A 19,375-nucleotide genomic window follows, 5' to 3' on the forward strand; every position below is an offset into this window, starting at 1 on the left:
CCCATAGTCAGAGGCGCTCCTCTTTTACGATATTTAGCTATTGTCTTTTATTTTTCCGTATACTATCTCGATTCTCCCAAAGCAGCTTACGAAGATTAGACTTCGAACCTTCAATCTTAAAATGAGGAATATTATGTTCTTTCGCAATTGGAATGCAACTCGTTGTTGCCTCATGAGAGTTGGCAGTTATAAGATAAAAGAGCGCATCGGCTCGACGCAGCTTCGGATGGATTCTAGCTGACGTTTCTCCATTATCATGATAGAACTCAGCCCCCGTTTCCTCGACAATGGAGTCGAACCATTTCTTTAATCCCCCGATGATGACAATCTTACACCCTTCGAGGAAGGGCTCGACTTCGGCAACAGCCTGTCCAAATTTTTCTTTGGATCCGGTACCGCTACTTCCTTTGACGGACTGTTCTTTTTTCAGGTTCTCCTTGGTGAGATATTCCTTTTCATACCTGGTGAAGAGTTTAGATAATCGGGCATGCTCTCCACCGTGAGCAACATTAAATAAACACGGATCACCATCTTTAGGCTTCTGAATTTCAGCATCCTTGTCATACAATGGGAACCGGCGAGTTGGATCGGAAATATCCACACAGTAAAATTTGAAGTGCTCACCAAGTTCAATATACCCCATATATTGTGTAATTGGGGCGTAGGTGTCATCCCCTTGTAAAAGTACTCGAATAAAATAATGTGTAGAACCATCTGCTCTACGTGTAGGTTCACATTCAACTTCAGCTTCATGCTCTAAAGCCAAGGAATTTACCATTGACTCCGGGATATTGAAAGCAGCACCGTTTTCCAGCTTAATATAACCGCCATGATCCATTCGATAAAAGGTACCTGTTTGTGAACGGATAGTTTCATCACTTTGATTGTTTGTCTTTGGAGATGCCTCAATCTGCAGTGCAGAATGCCCTTCCGCATTTTTTTTCGGTGCTACTCGAACGTCAGGTACATCAGGTATTTTTGCTTCTTCCAGAAGCAACTCCAGCGCATTCATGAGCTGAAAGTGATCGTTTATTTTTCCCCTTAGTTGTTCTCGCTCTGTCCGGATTTCAAGACCGGCTTTCAGTTGAGCAACATATTGCTCAATACCTTGCTGCAGATACTCTAACAACATCTTTCCTGCTTCGTTCAAAGTTATATTACAAGAGGAGTTTTCCTCCTTCATTTTATTTAGTGCTGCTTCATACCTTTGAATGATCCTTTGTTCGCCAGTTTTCAACTTTACTATTTTATCTTCATAATCTTGAATTTTCAGTTGCTCATTTGCTGTTTGCTTTTCAAGCTTTGCCTGCAACGTTAGTCTTTCTAATGTTAAAAGTTCGTTTTTTTGCTGTAAATGACTCTTGCTTTTTTCTAAACTCCTCAGTTGTTTCTTTAGACTTTCTACTTCTTTCTCTGCCTTTACTCTTAGACCTCGTTCCTTGGCAACAAGAGAACTCTCTTTTTCTTCTTTAGCTTCATCTTTGGGGAAAGTCAAATCGCCAGTCACTGCCACTTCTTTTGAAACATCAGTAAAAGTTGTCAGTTGCTTCCCGAAATCAAAGAAACGCTGCTCTATGCTGTCATCCTTGATCGGAAACATGCGCAATCCCCAATAATAGTGGGCAGGTCCATATTTCCCGATGATTCTGCGTTCTTCACTCAAAAATCTGTCAGCGGTGAGTTCTTCAGGCTCGCCATAGATATCGAATATAAGATTAAAGATTTCTTGGTAAAATAATATTTTTGTTTTTTCTTTTGCATACTTCGTTCTTAATATGGTGATTAGTTGAGAATCAGGAAAAGGTTTGCTAGACAAGGTTTTGATTTGGATATTCATATTTAATGCGAAGGATCTTTTTTTCTGGTCCGTAATCTCTTTTAACAGAAGTGATAATTCACTTAAAGGAAATGTGGAATTCATCTGCTTCAAAAGAGCCAAGCTAAAACCTTCACTTAATTTTACCTCAATCTCATCCGCCAACATTCCAAAAGTTTTCAATAGTTTTTTACTTATCATCACTACACTCCATTAAAAAAAGATTATAAATAATATTCCGTATCCTTCACCTTCTATCCTGCTTTTTCAATGGATGGAACCAAAAACAATACTATTCCCTCTTGAAAAGTGGTTTCATAATAGAAGAAAGGCAGGCTGGGAAGCACTCCCTCCTGCCTTTCTTCTATATATATAGCTGCTTGAGCACGAGCACAGCCGCTCCCACAGCCACCGCATTCTCCTGGAGCATGCCTTTCGAAAAGACCGGCTGATATTCGGGATAATAATAGATGTTCTTCTGTGCGACAGATACGGCCGTATCGTAATACGAGCCATGCGCGTTAATCAGGGCACCACCAAGCACAATCAGTTCGGGATGCAAAATATTGATCAGATTCGCCAGCCCGATCCCCATGTAAGCTGCCGATTGGGAAAAAAGCTCATGCACAAACAGTTCATCATTATGGAGCGCTTCGGTCAGCATCCCGAAGTGAATAGCCTCCGGCTGGATGTTTTCCGCGCCCTTGAGTTGGTTGCGGCCCATCTTGACCTGCGTCCTTACCTGCTGCTCCAGCGCCTGCACGGAGGCGAAGGCTTCAAGAGCTCCGTAATTCCCAGTCCCATGCAAACGCGGACCGTCTGCCTGAATAATCATCTGACCGATAGAGCCTTCCATATCTACCGCCCCATACACGAGCTGACCGCCGGACATCATCGCTGAACGCAGGCCTGTACCTGCATGCACATACAGCATATGCTGGATATTCTCACCACGCAGCGCCCAATGTTCACCGGCCAGAGCCGCATTCGCTCCATTATCAAGCTGCGCCGGTATCCCTGTCTTCTCTTCAATCAGCCGACAGATCGGCACATTGGACCAGCCGTCGGCCGGAAAATAGAGAGGATTCAGGATCACTCCCTGATTACGGTCCAGCGGACCTACAGCGCCAATCCCGATGCCGAGCACCTGTTCTTTCGGGACATGACGGGCTTCAAGCATCACTTCAACCTGTTCCTGCACGTATTGAATCAGACGCTCGGGAGTCATGGTTTCGTCCATGGTCCAGCGTGTGTGCGACAGGGCATTCAGTTTCATATCAAATAAGCCGAGCGAAGAGTACAGCCTGGATATTTCCAGCCCGAAGATATACCGGTGCGCAGGATTAATCTGATATAAAATCGGTCTCCTACCGCCGGTGGATTGCCCCAACCCCGATTCGCTGATCCAGCCTTCGCCTACAAGCTCCTCCAGAAGCCGGGTCAGACTACTGCCGGTAAGGGTGAATTTCGCCATCAGCTCCGCCTTGGAAATATCGTCCTGCTGCGCAATTCGTTCATAAACTGCTTTTCTTATGTTAGCAGGTGAGGGATTCGCTTTAACCATAATATCGCTCCGTTTATTCCTATGATTATAGTAGGATTTAGGACCATTATAGCGTTTTATGGTTTGGATTGCTACCTCGTGGTCATCCTGATCGCAGCATTTTTCTTTAAAATCCATTCCTACCAATGGAATGGACAATGTTCAAATCGAGCTTCAGCTTCTTACCGGATGTGAACTCGAATTGCAAGCCGGACTGCCCAATAGGCAGGCTCTGCAAGAAAGCCGGCAAAAGCACATAGGTTAAGCTATTTTCAACAATATAGTCCTCACCCTCTGTCAAGCTGGACAATACGTTGCCTTCTGTGCCGATGTACCGGATGGTTTTAAGCACATCGTTATTCAAATAGACATCAACTGTCACCGAATTGCTCGGATCGTTAACCCTGGATTCGTTTAAATCATAGGCTGCATGATCGACAGATAGCGCAGGATTCGTCTCTTCCCCGCTTCCGCCATCGTTATACACCTGAACTTCCGTCATGGTAGGCGTCCAGTACTCCGTCTCCTTCTGCTTCGTGATTAACAACCGAAGCTTGCTGCTGGTCACCTCGCCGAAATCGTCCAGTGTTACATCATGTCCCATGCCGTTCGTCACGGCTTTAAATGTCTCCCATTGCTGCGTCTCATCGTTAAACTTTTGCAGCTCGTATGCCTGTATCCTCGGATTTGTCGATCCGTCCGTGTATTCATCCAGGTAAATCTCATCAAATGCAGTCTCTTTACCAAAATCAATCGTAATGATAATCGGGTACCCGTCCGTCATATCGTCCGGGTCGGCGCTGGCCCAACGGGTGGTTGTGTTGCCATCCACCAGCTTATCCGCTTCCAGACCGGGTCTGGGATGCGTATAATTGGCTGTAATATTTTTGTTCAAGGCCAAATTCACACGGTCGGATTGTCCCTCTTCTTCAATCGGGTTCGAATCCACCGGATTTTCCACTTTATCGCCAATTTTGCTTTCATGAATGCCGATATCTATACTGTCTCCATAATAGAGATGTGTGTCAAAAAAGTCCTCATCTCCCACATGCGGGTTATAGCGCCCGGCATCAATTAACGGCGAGTTGTCCTTCAATTTGAAGTTTGCCGCCGAATCCACAATGTTGATGACACCGTTATTTTTCTTGTACTGCGCCGGATCCTTAACAAACATCGGGTCTCCAAATACAGCATTTGCATCCTTCGGCTGCTGCTCCGAGTAGACTCCGCCTGCTTCATAATAAGCATTGTTCGAGAATACGGCTTTGTCCAAAGCGTTGTCTTTTCGGTACCACTTGGTCGGCGTTGTTTCCGACATATTATAGAAGATATTGTTCATGAAATAGACCTTATCCTTGAACACTTCATCATGGAACCAGTCCATTTTGTCAGCATCATAGACGAATACATTATTGAGAATATACGTAGGAGAATAGTTCGTGGACAGCATGTTTTTGACAAGCACACCGTTATCGTTGACACTTAAATTATAGCGGGCAACGGAATTGGAGCTATTCCCCATGTACGCCATCCAACCGGCCGCATTGTCATGGGAATAGTTATATTGGTAGGTTACATTGAAATTCGTGTATTCCAGATCCCACGGAGTTCCATCATACTCCCCGTAAGGGCCGCCGTACACCTCGTTATACTGCATCACTGAATCCGCCCCGGCCCACAAATACAGACCACAGGAAACCGCATTATATCTTTGCAGATAGCCGTTGACTTCATTAAATTCCACGATCATGTCTTTCGTATTGGCAAGCTGGATCGCGCCCTGTCCGATGTCCTCGGCATAGTTATGGGCGATATACACGTTGCGGCTGTACAAATCGCGGGTTTTTACCCATAGCTGCTCCCAGCCTTCATGATATTTCCCTGTCTCATCATATTCGCCGGCACTGCTGTCACGGTCATAAAACCAGTTAAAGGCAAACTGGATCGCATGCAGCTCGGTTTTGTAGAATTGATTATTCTCGATTTTGACATCCTGGAAGTAATAGGCGCTTTCGTCATATTGTTTGTAGCTTTTCTCGCCGAACACCTGAAACACGATGCCGCCGTAATGAATTTTTTGCCAATCCGTCGGTCCGTCAATATCATGAACATATAAGTTGCTGATGCGGAAATAGTCCATGATCTTGTCATCGTTCTTTCCCAGCAGATCCGCATTAATCGTAATAGAAACTCCGTCACGCACGACCGATCGGGTCTTCGCGGAAACATTGATGTCGGTGTTAAAATCATCATCATTCGAAAGCTCCAGATTGTGAATCTCCCAGTACTGCTGGTTTCGCAGCACCACAGCCCCCGTCAAGCCGACCAGGTCTTTGTTCTTTACAAAATCGTTCCCATTCCACTTCACAGGGTTATTCACTTTTCCGTTCGTGGCGATGTAGGGTTTGCCAAGCTCGGCATCGCCATACATATCGATGGTAATCGGTTTGCCGGGCGCGCCCGAGCCTTTGGGCCATAATTGCTGATCACTCCAGGTTTCACCGGCTTTCAGCAAGATTCGGTCGCCTGGAGCAAATGTGGTATTGTTCACCTTGCCCAGCGTTTTCCACGCTGTTCCTGTGGACATGCCGTTATTCGTATCCTTGCCTTTGGTCGCATCAACATAATAATCTGTACCTCCATATGGATTGGACAAATTCCCGTCTATTTCGGCTTGATCGGATTCAGCGGCATACACAGCAAATGGAGCCAGATAGGGAACCAACGTAACGAACAAAGAAAGCAATATCAGCAAAAAACAGCTTTTTCTTATCATTGACATGACCGAACCTCCCTCAGAAATGGTTTTGGAGCCCTACTTTCCTTTTATGAACCCGTGGTTGTAACTGAGGACAGCTTCTCCTCATATACCTCGATTTCCAGTGATTTTCGATAACCTGCCAAATACTCATTCAGTCTCTCATCCAACAACTGCTGCGTCATTTGGTACCGGTACCCGTTTAGCGCTTTTTGTTCATCAAAAACAATTTCGTCCAAGCGGTATACGGTCAATCCCTGGCGAGTTTCCATTGGCGCCGTCATTTCGCCTGCAGCCATGTCCTTCAGTTTCAGCAGCAGCTCGTAGTCAAACGTGTTCTGATAGGAAACGCTTTCTTCTGCCAGCACCTCTTCGTCTGCCTGCGCATCACTGAATGTACTGCGAATTTCAGTCAGATCCGCTTTGTGTGATAACAGCCGCTGGACTTCAGCTTGTACTGCTGTTCTGTTTTCTTGTGCCGCAGGGATGGTCAGCCTGGTCAGCTTATAGCTTGTGCCCTTTACTGCCCAATCCATTTTGTTCGCGTCAAAATAAGCTTCGACTTCCCCCCTTTCAATGTACAAAGGATCGCTTTCGTTTTCACTTAGAGCCGTTTTTAATGCTGTTCTTAAAGAACTGAGCACATGGGAATAATACGGTTCAGCCGAAAAATTCATCAGCCCATACACGACTTCCCCGCTGGCCGCAGCTTCTTTCCGGTTTCGATTTTCCTGCTCCATCGCTTTCAGAAAGTCGGAAAAGTCAACATAGTCGATCAGATGTGCTTCCTGCGCCAGAATAAAGATGGTTTTATCGCGGATGATTTCTGCCAACGCTTTCTCTTGCAGCTCACGCAATGGCTTCCTGCCCGCAAACTCCTTTTCCCAATCGTCTTTCCCCAGCGTGATGCCGTATTGGGTTTGGAATTCGTTTTGTACTTGAGACTGCAGCCTTTTCATATGGAAAGAAAGCTCTGCGGCTGTGATCTCGTATGGACCGACAGAGGCAACCCGGTCTGCTTTGGGGAGATAAAGAAATGCTGTCAGAGACAAAACACACACCGTTAACAGAACGCAAATCACAACGAACCGCCGGTATCCTTTACGCGCCGTTTGTTTTCGCATGGCTAGTCCTCTAATTTCACAAGATTGATGTGGGCCAGGGTAGGAAAATGCCTGAATTCTTTAAATACGATTTTTAATCGGTCTGCGCGCGTGTGCGGAACTCTCACAATCTTTTTGTAGCCAATGATAGTGCCCTCCGCGATCCTGCTCCATTCACCGTGATCAACAACAGCCCACACCTCAAATGCCTCGACCCGCTGTCCGTGTAAAATCTGTTCCTGCAAAATGATGGTGTTCAGCTCAATCGTCGCGGGCAAGGTCATTTGAATCCAGGGCTCACGATCGTCCTCATCCGGCTGCCAACAGCCTTCCAATCTGCCGTCTGTCAGTTCTCTGAATTGGTCCAAAGGATGCTTGGAGCTGGATGCGGTGAATTCGGCATTGTGTACGAGCGAAGTATCCTGCAATTGAGCGATTCTGCCGCCCAGCCTTGTTAAAACCTCTTGATCCTGCTGCACAATCACCCCTTCCTTATTCGGAGGAACATTCAGTAGAAAGGTCGCGTTGCCGCCGACGGCATTCAGATAAATATCAAACAATTCGCGGTCGCTTCTCACCTGCTGGTCCTCTTCTTCATGGTAAAACCAGCCTGGCCGAATCGAGGTATTCACTTCTGCGGGATACCAAATCCACTCCCCACGGTAGCCAGTCACTACCTCCCGGCCGCCCAGGTCTTCATCCATCGAGTTAAATGAGCGCGAAAAGTGACCGTCATCCACCTGCTGGGACTTTTCGGAAATTCTCTCCACATCCTGCAAAAGCTTGGGCACTACGCTCCATTCTTCTTTTCTGGTATGCCCGGCCTCATTGCCGACCCAGCGGATATCCGGGCCGCAGACGCTGATCACACATTGCGGCTGCAGACGGCGGATCGTTTCATAATAGCGGTCCCAATCGTAGTACTGCTTTTTGCCGTTAGGCCCTTCACCATTGGCCCCATCAAGCCAGACACATCCAATTTCACCGTAATTCGTCAGCAGTTCTGTCAACTGATTCACATAGAAATCATCATAGTTCTTGCCTTCACCATAGCTTCGCTCCGTCCGGTCCCAGGGCGAGAGATATACGCCAAATTTCAAACCATGCTGCCGGCATGCTTCCGCAAGGTCTTGTACCACATCCCCTCTGCCGTTCCTCCACGGCGTCTGAGCAACCGTGTGCAACGAATAACGGCTCGGCCACAGGCAAAAACCGTCATGATGCTTGCAGGTTAAGATCATGGCCCTCATGCCTGCTTGCTTGAACAGTGCCGCCCATTCGGACGCCTCCAGCTTGTTGGGATTGAATAGGGACAGGTCCTCATGGCCCATGCCCCACTCACGGCCTGTCATCGTATTGATGCCAAAATGAATAAAACCGTAGAATTCAAGTCTTTGCCATTCATACTGCCTGCGGGACGGTGTGATATTGAATACTTCTTCGATATTCATTCAGTCTGCACTCCTTTCTCTTGACCAAGCTCAGGCCGGTCGGTGAGCTCCACGGAAAGGCTGGACGTGCCATGCAGCTCGAAGATATCCAACACGTTGCCGCCTTTCCGCAGCAGCGGCGCAGGGATATACAAAGTGCGGGTAGGTCCGGCATCCCAATAACGGCCGAGCATACAACCGTTTATATATGCAACACCTTTGGTCCAGCCGTCTGTTTGTGCGAAGGTATCTGCCGGTTCGTCCACCTGAAATATGCCGCGGTAAAACGCGGGGCCCGTTCCGGATGAAGCTTTGGCTTCAGTCTCAATTTCCGCAAACGTCAATTGGTCGAGCTTGTCGAGCGGCAGCGGCCGGATCGTCCAATCATGCAGAAATTGATTGCCCAGCCGTACCCCCTCCGTAATCCCTTTCGGGTCCCGCAGCAAGGGCCCATAGTTAATCCGGCCCATATTTTCAACGAGAATATCAAGCTTCAAGCCCTCTGGAGGCACATCGAGCGGCAGGGTTTGCGGATTCCATCGTTCAATCGTGCCCTTATGTACCCCGTTTACGAATATAAGGGCCCTGTCCCGTACTTCCTGCAGCACCAGCTCCATACCTGAACGCGGACCGGTAACAAACGTTGAGTAGAGAATAAATCCGTACGCCTGGCCCAATTTCTCCATCGGTTCCGGACAAGCTGTACGGACCGGAGAAGACAATTGATCCAATTGACTGAACAGCTCCGCACGCTTGGTGAGGTGTACGGTTCCGTATGAGCGCTTGGGGAGCGGCGGCGGAAGCTCAAGCGGGGGCAAACCAAGGTGCCGTTCCAATACGCTACGTACCGCATAAAATTTCTCCGTCGGTTCGCCGTCTTCGCTAAGCAGCGCGTCATAATCGTAGCTGGATACCGTAGGTTCATAACGCTGAATATGATTGGCCCCATTCATAAAACCGAAATTTGTCCCGCCATGAAACATGTAAAGGTTTACGGATGCCCCAAGCTCCAGCATAGCTTCCAGCTCTTCTGCGATTTCAACCGCTGGCCGGACTTGATGCGGCTCCATCCAATGGTCAAACCAGCCGTTCCAAAATTCCATGCACATGAGCGGACCGTCGGGCTGGTATTCGCGCAGCTTGGCGAACGCCTCTTTCGCACGGGTGCCAAAATTAACAGTGGCCAGCACACCATCGATCGTGCCTCCTTGCAGCATATGATCCTCCGGTCCGTCCGAGGTAAACAGCAGCACGTCGATGCCCCGGCAGCGCAGCGCATCACGAATGTATTCGAGATAGGCCTTGTCATTGCCAAAGCTGCCGTATTCGTTCTCAATCTGCACGGCAATGATAGGCCCGCCGTTCGTGCATAGCAGCGGCTGCAGCCTGGACAGCAGCTCGTCGTAATAAGCATCCACCTTTGCCAAATACGCCCTATTGAAGCACCGCAGCCGCATATTGGCATCCGCCAGCAGCCAGGCCGGCAGACCACCGAACTCCCATTCCGCGCATATATACGGGCTGGGCCGCACAATGACATGCAGCCCTAGCGAGCCGGCAAGCCGGATAAAGCTTTCCACATCAGCCATGCCGTCGAACCGGAAGCAGCCTTCCTCCGGCTCATGCACATTCCAGGCAATATAGGTTTCCACCGTATTCAAGCCGCACGCCTGCAGCTTCAGCAGCCGATCCCGCCAGTATTCCGGCACGATGCGGAAATAATGCACCGCACCGGACAAGATTTGCAGCGGTTTTTCCCCATAAACAAACTGATCTCCACGGATTTCAAGCACCGGCATTTTTTGCACCCCGTTTCTGTAGTGGCCTTGAACCTTTTTTAACCCTTCACGCCTCCAAGCATCATGCCGTCCGTAAGCCTTTTCTGCAGCAGCGTATAAATGACAATCGTCGGGACAAGCACAATGACAAGACCCGCAAACAAGGAACCCCAGTCCGTTGCATACTGTTGAATTTGCATGAGGTTGGCAAGCCCGATCGGAATCGTCTTCTTTGCGTCGTCCGTAATGAGCGTGAGCGCCAGCACATATTCATTCCAGAAATCAAAGAAGCTGAAGACGATCAGCGTTACGAGCGCCGGGCGTGTCATGGGCATAATAATCCGGAACAAGGTTGCGAAATATCCGCATCCGTCAATCATCGCCGCCTCCTCGAAATCATGCGGGATCGACTTCATAAAGCCGATCAGCAGGTATACGGAAAACGGCAGGCTGCCCGTAGCATAAACGGCACTCAGCCAAAATCGGTTGTCCAGCATATTCAGATTGTTCATCAGAATGAACAAAGGCACGATAATATACACTCCGCCGATAAATAATCCCGCCATATAGACATTGGTGATGAACCCCCGGCCCCGAAAGGCCATCCGGCCAAGCACATAAGCGGTAGGTACGGCCATGATAAGCAGGAACAGCATGGAAATGATGACGACAAAGACGGAATTCAGCATATAATCGCCCATGCGTGCCGTAGTGAATGCACGGACATAATTGTCCCAATTCAGCGAAGCAGGCAGCGTCCATGGGCTTTCCATCACCTCCTCGTTCGTCTTAAAGGAAGCTAGCACATTCCAGAACAGGGGATAGACGACCACGAGTGACTGTACGATGAGAAAAACACGCAGCAATAAACGCCCGGCAAAGCTAAGGGAACGGCCCGCCGTAGAGAATAGCCCCGGCATCTAATTCACCCTCCTCTCGGTCAATCTGTTGCTGATCAGTGCCAGCAGAAGCGACAGTACAAAAATCACAACGCCGATCGCCATCGCATAACCGAAGTTGGAATTCGTAAATGCCTGGCTGTATAAGTAGGTCATTACAACCTCCGAGTGGCGGTCCGGGCCACCGGCCGTCATGATCGACACAACGACAAAGGATATCGTCAGTACCCCGTTAATGCTGAATACGATGGTGACACGAATAATTTCCCACAGCATCGGTATAGTAATGTGCCAGAATTGCTGAATGGGCGTGGCCCCGTCAATGCTGGCTGCTTCGTACAAATCGGGTGAAATGCCGTCGATGCCCGCCATATACATCACCATGTAATAACCGGCCGCTTGCCAGACAAGTGTAATCGCAAGCGCCCACAATACGGTCCGCTGATCGCCCAGCCAGGCCATTGCCCAATCCCCAAGCCCGAGCAGTTCAAGACCAGAATTGACAAAGCCAATCGTAGGGTGATAGATGAACGACCATAATATCGCGATGACGACAAAAGACAGCACGCTCGGAAAGAAAAACAGCGTCCGGTATAGCCCGCGTTCCTTCAGCCTGGACCGGGTCAATATCGAAGCATTGATGAGTGCAATCAGGATCGTAAAGACAGGTACAACGAGCATAAGAAAACCCGTATTGCGCAGCGAAAGCAGAAAGACATCATCCTGGAACAGATCCGTGAAGTTTTTGAGGCCGATAAACTTTGGCTCGTCACCGATCCCTGTCCATAGAAACAGCGATTTTTCAAACACCTGAATCGTCGGATACACTTTAAACAACGCGAAGATCACTAGGCCCGGAATGAGGCAGGCTGCGATGAACAGCCGCCTTCTTATTTTCATATTCATGGTGCAAGCTCCGCCTGAATGTCGGTATAAATCTCATACAGCTTGTTACCGTATTCCTCCAGCGTCATTTGTTTGTTCATCAGGGAAGAAATCGGCGAATACACTTCTTCGCTAGGGTTATATTTGCTGCCCTTCGCTACCGGCTTAAAGGTGCCTGCCACAGCCATCATGCCGTTATCCACCGCTTTGTACACATTGTAGGTCGTTTCGGACAGGCTGCTTTTCGCCAAATCCGGCGCTCCCTTGACCGCCATAACCGCTTTTGATTTCTCTGCGTTCAATTGCACGCTTTTATCGGTGTATACATATTTCAGGAATTCTTTAGCCAGCTCCGGGTTTTTCGCCTTCGCCGGGATTACCATCTGCTCGACGTTGGTCAACGCCAATACCGGGTCACCCGATTTGAACGCTGGTACACCAAGAAATCCAAATTGGAAGCCGTCTTCCCGCGGTGCATCCTTCATCTCATCTTCGAACCACGTGCCGTTCGGAATGAACATCGCCTGCCCCTGCATGAACGCCGTCTGCGCCTGGGTATGATTGAGCGCGACCGTTCCTTTCATCAGCGCATTATCCTCACCCGCAATGCGTTCAAGATTGCCCCAGACGGTGGCGAACGCTTCGCTTTTCCAAAACTCGGGATCGTAGTTGAAAAATTGGTCCAGCGCTTCCTGACCACCTACACTGTAAATTGCGGGCACAATCATTTCCTCCAGATAACCCGGATACAGCCCCTGATACGTGAAGAGTGCGCGATTATTCTCCTTCGCGGTGGCGTTCAGTTGGAACCATTCGTCCCAGGTTGCCGGCGCTTGAATGCCCTTGTCATCCAACAGTGCTTTATTGTACCAAAGCCCCATCACGCCGTAGTTGAATGGTGCCAGATGAATTTTGCCATCACCGTAAGGCGAAATGGATGGTGATTCGAGCACGCCAGGCAAAATTTTCTCCTTCAAGGCCTGCCCGCCTTCCTCGGCCGGTTCGTTAAACAGCGCTGTCAGATCCAGCAGTGCATGGTCTTTAATCAGACCGTCCAGGATGGGCGTGTTATCACTTCCGGATATGTACATGAAGTCAGGCGGATTGCCGGCAACAATTTTCGGCCTTACGATATCAGCGATCTTGGGACTTGCGGTGATCTTGATTTTGGTGCCCGGATAATCGGCCATAAAGCTTTCCGCTATGCCATCCCAATACTCGCGTCCGTAACCACCCTGGAACACGGCGACATCCAGCTCCATATTTTCAAATGCCTGCCCTTCTCCAGATGTCTCACCCGCATTCGAGCTTTCATTGCTGCTTGTGCCACAGCCCGCCAGTATCGAAGCTCCCAGAACCGAAGCACAAACGGCCTTCCACCATTTTCTTTGTCTCACTCGAACATCCCCCTTGGTTGCTGTGTGGTAAAGATTACTGAGATTATAGCAACAGCAGGAGACCCGCAAAATAAACAAAAAGCATGAAGTTTATGGACGATTCCATAAAGCAACATGCCTTGTCATGCAAAATCATAAAATTGTACAGTTTCTTCTTAAAATCATCCAGTTGTTCTTCAGCAAATGTAACACGGAATATTGCGTCACTGTTGTTTCACTTTTTTGGGCGAGATGCCGAACCGCTTCTTGAACAGCCGGTTAAAGTAAAATGGATCATGGATGCCAACCTCAAACGAGGCTTGTTTTACCAGATACCGGCCCGAAGCGAGCAGCTCATACGCTTTTTTCATCCGTATCTCATTCAGTTGGGCGACGATACCGCGCCCCGTTTCAGCCTTGAACAGTTGACATAGGTAAGGCTCCGACAAACCGACATGCGCAGCAACATCACCAATCGACACACGGTCTGCATAATGTGCTTCAAGATACAGCAGCGCTGCGCGCACCTCCGTCCGCAGCAGGGGATACGGCTCCCGGTCCTCGTCTGCAAGTACGGCAATCTCGGCGGCCAATTCGCCAACAGCCTGCTTTAGCTCTTGATCCGATGCGGCGTCCTCCACACGCTTCAGCCACGGCGAGGCGTCCAGCTCTTCCCGGCAGCGAAGCTCCGCTGCATTCACCGCGCTCCAAATGCCGCCATTCAACACACGCTTCAATGCAAAAGGATGCAGCCAACAAGCCGCAGCGGCATCAATAAGCCGATAAGCAGCATAAGCCCAGCGCTCAATCTCTGTCTGCGACGGACCCGGAACGGTGTCGTGCAGCAGTGCTTCCGCTTTCCGGAATTCCTCATCTCCTGCGTTTACGGTCGGCCTGTCAGACGGAATTCCTCCTTCCCCAAGCGCTTTATAGAACAGCACAGGCTCTGTCCCCCGCAGCCGCAGCAGTTCTTTAATCAGCCCTTCCCGATTGGATGCCGGCGCTGCATAAACGACATGGACAGGTACGCCATGATACATGGCTGTCAGACTGATCAGACGGACAGCCGATTCACGCGGGTCTATTGCGGATGCGCCGTCAGGATAGGCCACTGCAAGGATAAAGCGAAGCTCCGCAGTCTGTACCGCATACGCCCAACTGCTGCCTGTGAACAGGGCTGAAGCAAGCGTTTCCAGAGCTTGATCAAAATCTCTTGCCCGCCGCTGCTGTTCATCATCCGAGATTCGAACAATAAACAAATAGATACGCATCGCTTCTCCAGTGAAGCAGACGCACTCTTCCTCCCTGCTATCTCTCCTATCCGCATCACCTGCAAGAGCCTCAACCTCCCTGTCCAGTACAGCAAGCGCAGCACGTATCGCTCTTGCGTCATTGTGCGGCTGAGCCGGTATAGATTCTGCGGCGTTAACCAGCCGCTTTGGCCGTTCCGATCGCCGCTCGTCCAGCCTGTCTTTCATTTCACCCAGCACTTTCATAAAATTATCGGTTTTGAGCGTCAGCTTTAATAAATAATCGTAAGCGCCTTGCTTTAAAGCCTCTCTGACAAGCTCGAAATCGTTATAGTTGCTCAGTACAAGCGTCTCTCCATCAAAACCCGCGGCCTTCATTCGTTTAATCAGCTCGATGCCGTCCATTTCGGGCATTTTAATATCCGTAATCACAATGTCCGCGCCTGTCCGGCTCAGCATTTCCATCGCATTTTTCCCGTTCGATGCGGCACCGGCATAGGTGAAATCGCTGCCATCCCAGCGGATTAATGATTTTACGGCCTGTCGTACAATGATTTCATCATCGATGATGAGTACTTTATACACATTCCCGACCTTCTTTCATCCTAATGGGTAATAAAATTTCTGTTTCGGTTCCTTTTCCGGGTTCGCTCATTGTTTTTAAGTGATAAGGAGAACCAAAATGCAGCCGAATCCGCTCGTCCACGTTGGAAATGCCGATCCCTGACAGCTTGGCGGACGAGCTGCTCGTTGTTTGCTCCTCCTTGACGTCGAAGCCTTTGCCGTTATCCACAATCCGAATACGCATGATGGAGCCCTCCCGCCTTGCGCTGACGTGAATATCGACCCGACGGCCATCTTCCTCACCGCCATGCAGGATGGAATTTTCAACAATAGGCTGTAACATAAATTTGGGTACCAGACAGGTAGTAATTTCGCTTCCGATTTCGCAGTCAAGGGTAAAAGAATCACCGTACCGAATACGCTGTATCGTGGCATAGTGCTGCAAATTTTCGATTTCTTTGTCCAGAGGGATCAGCTCATCCGTCACAAGAATCGTATTACGCAGCAGCTCGGACAATGATTCGAGGCCCTGTGTGACCGTGTTATGGCCGCTAATCATCGCACTCCATTTCAATGAATTCAGCGTGTTGAACATAAAATGCGGATTAATCTGCGCCTGCAGCATCTTGAGCTCCGCCTCCCGCTTGGCCTGCTGCTCCGACTCCACCTGATAAATAAGCTGCTTAAGCTGCTCAACCATGCCATTAATCGTTTCTGTCAAATTGTCCATTTCGTCAGCATAAGCCGTCCCAATGGTCGTTTCCAGCTTGCCCATACGAATACGCTTGGCGTACTGCAGCAAACTGCGCATGGGGGATTGGATGCTAAAGTAAATCCACATCGCGAGCAGACCGGACAGGAAGAGGGTAATAAGGCAAAAAAGCACGATGCTGCCACGCATGGCCGTCAGCTCCGATATGAGAAATGAATGAGGCACAAGTCCGACCAGGTACCAGTCAGCCGCCCATATATACGAGCTCGTAACAAGCGTCTTTCTGCCTTCAACATCAGCATAAAAAGGCCGCAGCCCCTCCTGCAAATCCTTGGACCGAATCCGGTCAAACACAGCCTGTTTGGCAAAGAACGAGCCTTGCTGGATGTCCTGAGCGACAGAGGAGACGATCATGCCGTTCGCATCCGAAATATAAATGCGGCTTCCTTCGCCAAGATCGACGAAACGGTAAATGTTTCTGGAGAAAACCTTTTCATCGATCAAAATGATTAAATAGCCCAGTTGGCGGTTTAAATTATGCTCGGAATAAATTTTGCGGCTCAGCGCAATTCTATTCGAGCCGCGGTCTGTGCGGAGATAAGTCCAATATGCATTTCCGGGCGAATCGTTAACCGCCTTGAGCATGTCCGGCAAATTTTTGGAATAGGAATCATAACCCAGATCGAAAAATGTCTCCCCGCTGCTCGTAAGCACAAGCACGTTGGCGAGGTTGCTGATTCGAAAGATTTGCTCGCCCAGCTCGTCGCCGATTCGCTTCTGCATGGCGTTTTTCTCGTAATCGGTCATCGTGGCGTAACTCGGCAGGTTGGTTTGAATTAACGAATTCATAATAATCGTTTCGCTTAATGTCTCGTATTGCTCAAGCTCGCGGGAAGCATTCTGAGTGAGCTCATCCAGGATTTGCGTTGAGGAGGCGCTGATTTTTTCCGAAATGGCGGCTTCATACTTCATATTGGAAAACAAAGCTACAATGACAACAGGCAACAGCGAGGTGATCAGGAAAGCGATCAGCAGCCTGTTTTTAATCGAAAGCCGCCGCAGGGCAAACAGAGGGTTGGATCTAAACGGAATGCGATATCGCCGGAGCATAGGGGTTCACCTTTTCCGTCCTGGATATTTTTCTTGAACGTTAACAATACGTTAACAATACTTTCAAAATTCTGCAAGCATGATGTCAATTGGGTGTTAAATTTGAGTGTTGTGGGGCGCTCCGGGAACGAAGCATTCCTACAATCGCTGTTGCCCCTTTGGGGCAAAGGCGACCGCTTCGCTTTTCCGGAATCGCTTCGTTCCCTCCGCTGTTGCGTGCATATTCATACCTAACAACAATGATATCGCTCCCTGTGAATGGTGATATTGCAAAAAAGGTCAAGATCAGGAGCACTCCCCCAATTCTTGACCTGTAAAAAGGATGATGATCTATCCCCTGATTTCACTTATCCGATAACGTTGTATTTGTAAAACTTCTTGTCCACCTGCATGACCGGAAAATTCTCCGGCAGCGCATCAACCGGTATTTCCTGAAAGCCATTTTTCTCGTAAAACCTGTGAGCCGCCACGAACTGCAGCGTTGTTCCGAGATAGATTTCATCAACGCTCTTGGCTTCAGCCCAAGCCTTGGCATTATTCAGGAGCAGACTTGCTGTACCAAAAACTTTTCCTCTATACTCCTGCGCCACAAACATTTTTCTTAAAGCTGTCTGACGGTTATGTATATCGAGCAGTGCCACCGTACCCACCACTTTGTCACCATGCAGGGCGACCCAAAAATTCCCTGCCCCCTTTTGATAGAAATCCTCTACATTCAACAGATCAGGCTGATCCTCCCCGGTAATCGGGATTTGGTATTCATTTTGCTGGATATTCAGGATTAAATCCACAATTTGTGGCTGGTGCCCGCTGGAATATTCTTTTACCATGATGATTTCCGTCATTTTGTCCTCCCCCCGGCCTTTAATTTGTCATATTCTTCTTTCAGCATCCCCATGATGATCTCGTCGGAGAATTGATTGTTGTACAGGAGCGATTGTCTTAAAACTCCTTCTTTTTTAAATCCGGCTTTTTCATAGGATTTCATACCTCGAACATTATGAGAGAATACTTCCAGCTGCAGCCGGTTCAGCTTCAGCTTCTCAAAGGAAAACTCAAGCGCCAGCCGTACCGCTTCGGTCCCATACCCCTTGTTAAAATAGAGCCTGTTATGCAAAGCAATTCTAAAAAATCCCTTGCGATTATCCGCATCGATGTCCACTATCGACAGATCGCCTATAATCTTATCGCCGTCTATTAAACAGATGGCGAAATCATGCCTAGTCTCATCCTTGGTGATATGCTCATAGTGCTTATACAGATCCTCCATCGTAAAGGTCCTTTTTGTCCCCGTCATGTACCGGGTTTCTTCATCACGGACGCATTCATAAAAGCTGGTCATATCTTCCTTTCTGATCGGCCTCAAATATACCGCTTTTCCCTTCATCATACCCAGCTCCCAATTACTTTTGCAATTCCGACTGCATAAGAAGTATTCTACATTACGGTCGACAACCCTTCCCCAGTTCACAACAGAGCATCTTAATAATCCAGTAGACGTCCATTATCATTCCATTGACCGTACATTTTATTATCTCTAGTGCTTGTTATGAATTTATCTAATCTGCTGCTAAACAATTCCGGCTGATTTTTAATGCTTTGTATTGTGTCGATCCGAATCCTTTTATAAAGATCCGGAAATGCCATGAAATTATCGTATACTTGCTTTTCCTCTTGTAGCCTCTGCTCTATAACTTTATCTATTCTAAAAGAATGCTGATCCATGTTAGGAAGAACCTTTCTTCCTTCATCTCTCATTAGCCCTAACTTTTCAAGGCGGCGGACTCGTTCTTTATTTAATTCAGTCCATGAACTTTTTTCACTTCTAGGAGACAGCCTCTGAGCCAGCTCTGTTTCAGAAATTTTCTTTTTGACCCCATCGATCCACCCAAAGCACAACGCTTCCTCAACCGTGTCCAAATATAACAACCTATCAGGGACAGGCTTCATGCTAACCAAGACCCAGCAGAACTTTTCAATCTTACAATTTTCCTGTAACCAAATCCTCAAATCATCTCTCGATTTAACTGGAATTAAATTTTCAATTTCCATAAATAAAATGCACCATCCTTTCTAAATTGATCATATGCCCCATAATAGCAGGCTATAAAGAAGGTATAAGCGGTTCCTGCTGCTGCTTCAAGCATACAC

At 48.4% G+C, this 19,375-nt stretch carries 14 protein-coding genes; all 14 read right to left on the reverse strand.

Annotation, left to right across the window (positions count from 1 at the left end):
• Positions 1 to 37: 37 nt before the first annotated feature.
• The 14 genes from OIN60_RS15360 to OIN60_RS15425 all read right to left on the reverse strand — a co-directional run bounded on the left by OIN60_RS15360 (position 38) and on the right by OIN60_RS15425 (position 19,276).
• On the reverse strand, positions 38 to 2,017 hold the full coding sequence (locus OIN60_RS15360; protein WP_305755760.1) for a hypothetical protein: 1,980 nt from the start codon (positions 2,015 to 2,017) through the stop codon (positions 38 to 40).
• 163 nt (positions 2,018 to 2,180) lie between these two features.
• Positions 2,181 to 3,380, reverse strand: coding sequence for an ROK family protein (locus OIN60_RS15365; protein WP_305755761.1), 1,200 nt, complete (start codon positions 3,378 to 3,380; stop codon positions 2,181 to 2,183).
• A 106-nt stretch (positions 3,381 to 3,486) separates the two neighbouring features.
• Positions 3,487 to 6,141 carry a discoidin domain-containing protein gene (locus OIN60_RS15370; protein ID WP_305755762.1) on the reverse strand — a complete coding sequence of 885 codons (2,655 nt, stop codon included), beginning with the start codon at positions 6,139 to 6,141 and terminating at the stop codon, positions 3,487 to 3,489.
• A gap of 44 nt (positions 6,142 to 6,185) precedes the next feature.
• On the reverse strand, positions 6,186 to 7,241 hold the full coding sequence (locus OIN60_RS15375) for a peptidylprolyl isomerase (protein WP_305755763.1): 1,056 nt from the start codon (positions 7,239 to 7,241) through the stop codon (positions 6,186 to 6,188).
• A 2-nt stretch (positions 7,242 to 7,243) separates the two neighbouring features.
• Positions 7,244 to 8,671, reverse strand: a complete 1,428-nt coding sequence (locus tag OIN60_RS15380) for an alpha-L-fucosidase (protein WP_305755764.1) — start codon at positions 8,669 to 8,671, stop codon at positions 7,244 to 7,246.
• Entirely contained in the window at positions 8,668 to 10,449 is a 1,782-nt protein-coding gene (locus OIN60_RS15385; RefSeq protein ID WP_305755765.1) for a glycoside hydrolase family 35 protein, read from the reverse strand. Before OIN60_RS15385 ends, OIN60_RS15380 begins: the two co-directional genes overlap by 4 nt.
• Before the next feature lie 38 nt (positions 10,450 to 10,487).
• Entirely contained in the window at positions 10,488 to 11,348 is an 861-nt protein-coding gene (locus tag OIN60_RS15390) for a carbohydrate ABC transporter permease (protein ID WP_305755766.1), read from the reverse strand.
• The gene (locus OIN60_RS15395; protein ID WP_305755767.1) at positions 11,349 to 12,233 is read right to left on the reverse strand and encodes a carbohydrate ABC transporter permease; all 885 of its coding nucleotides are present in this window, start codon (positions 12,231 to 12,233) and stop codon (positions 11,349 to 11,351) included. It lies immediately after the preceding gene.
• Positions 12,230 to 13,609 (reverse strand): carbohydrate ABC transporter substrate-binding protein, encoded by a 1,380-nt coding sequence (locus tag OIN60_RS15400; RefSeq protein WP_305755768.1) that lies wholly within the window; start codon positions 13,607 to 13,609, stop codon positions 12,230 to 12,232. Before OIN60_RS15400 ends, OIN60_RS15395 begins: the two co-directional genes overlap by 4 nt.
• Positions 13,610 to 13,812: 203 nt before the next feature.
• Complete coding sequence (locus OIN60_RS15405) at positions 13,813 to 15,423, reverse strand: response regulator (protein ID WP_305755769.1); 1,611 nt, start codon at positions 15,421 to 15,423, stop codon at positions 13,813 to 13,815.
• The gene (locus OIN60_RS15410; protein ID WP_305755770.1) at positions 15,416 to 17,224 is read right to left on the reverse strand and encodes a sensor histidine kinase; all 1,809 of its coding nucleotides are present in this window, start codon (positions 17,222 to 17,224) and stop codon (positions 15,416 to 15,418) included. Before OIN60_RS15410 ends, OIN60_RS15405 begins: the two co-directional genes overlap by 8 nt.
• 347 nt (positions 17,225 to 17,571) lie before the next feature.
• Positions 17,572 to 18,069 carry a GNAT family N-acetyltransferase gene (locus tag OIN60_RS15415; RefSeq protein ID WP_305755771.1) on the reverse strand — a complete coding sequence of 166 codons (498 nt, stop codon included), beginning with the start codon at positions 18,067 to 18,069 and terminating at the stop codon, positions 17,572 to 17,574.
• On the reverse strand, positions 18,066 to 18,614 hold the full coding sequence (locus tag OIN60_RS15420) for a GNAT family N-acetyltransferase (RefSeq protein ID WP_305755772.1): 549 nt from the start codon (positions 18,612 to 18,614) through the stop codon (positions 18,066 to 18,068). Before OIN60_RS15420 ends, OIN60_RS15415 begins: the two co-directional genes overlap by 4 nt.
• Positions 18,615 to 18,706: 92 nt before the next feature.
• The gene (locus OIN60_RS15425; RefSeq protein ID WP_305755773.1) at positions 18,707 to 19,276 is read right to left on the reverse strand and encodes a YdeI/OmpD-associated family protein; all 570 of its coding nucleotides are present in this window, start codon (positions 19,274 to 19,276) and stop codon (positions 18,707 to 18,709) included.
• Positions 19,277 to 19,375 lie beyond the last annotated feature (99 nt).

The sequence above is a fragment of the Paenibacillus zeirhizosphaerae genome, from assembly GCF_030705605.1.
GTDB classification, from domain to species: Bacteria; Bacillota; Bacilli; order Paenibacillales; family Paenibacillaceae; genus Paenibacillus; species Paenibacillus zeirhizosphaerae.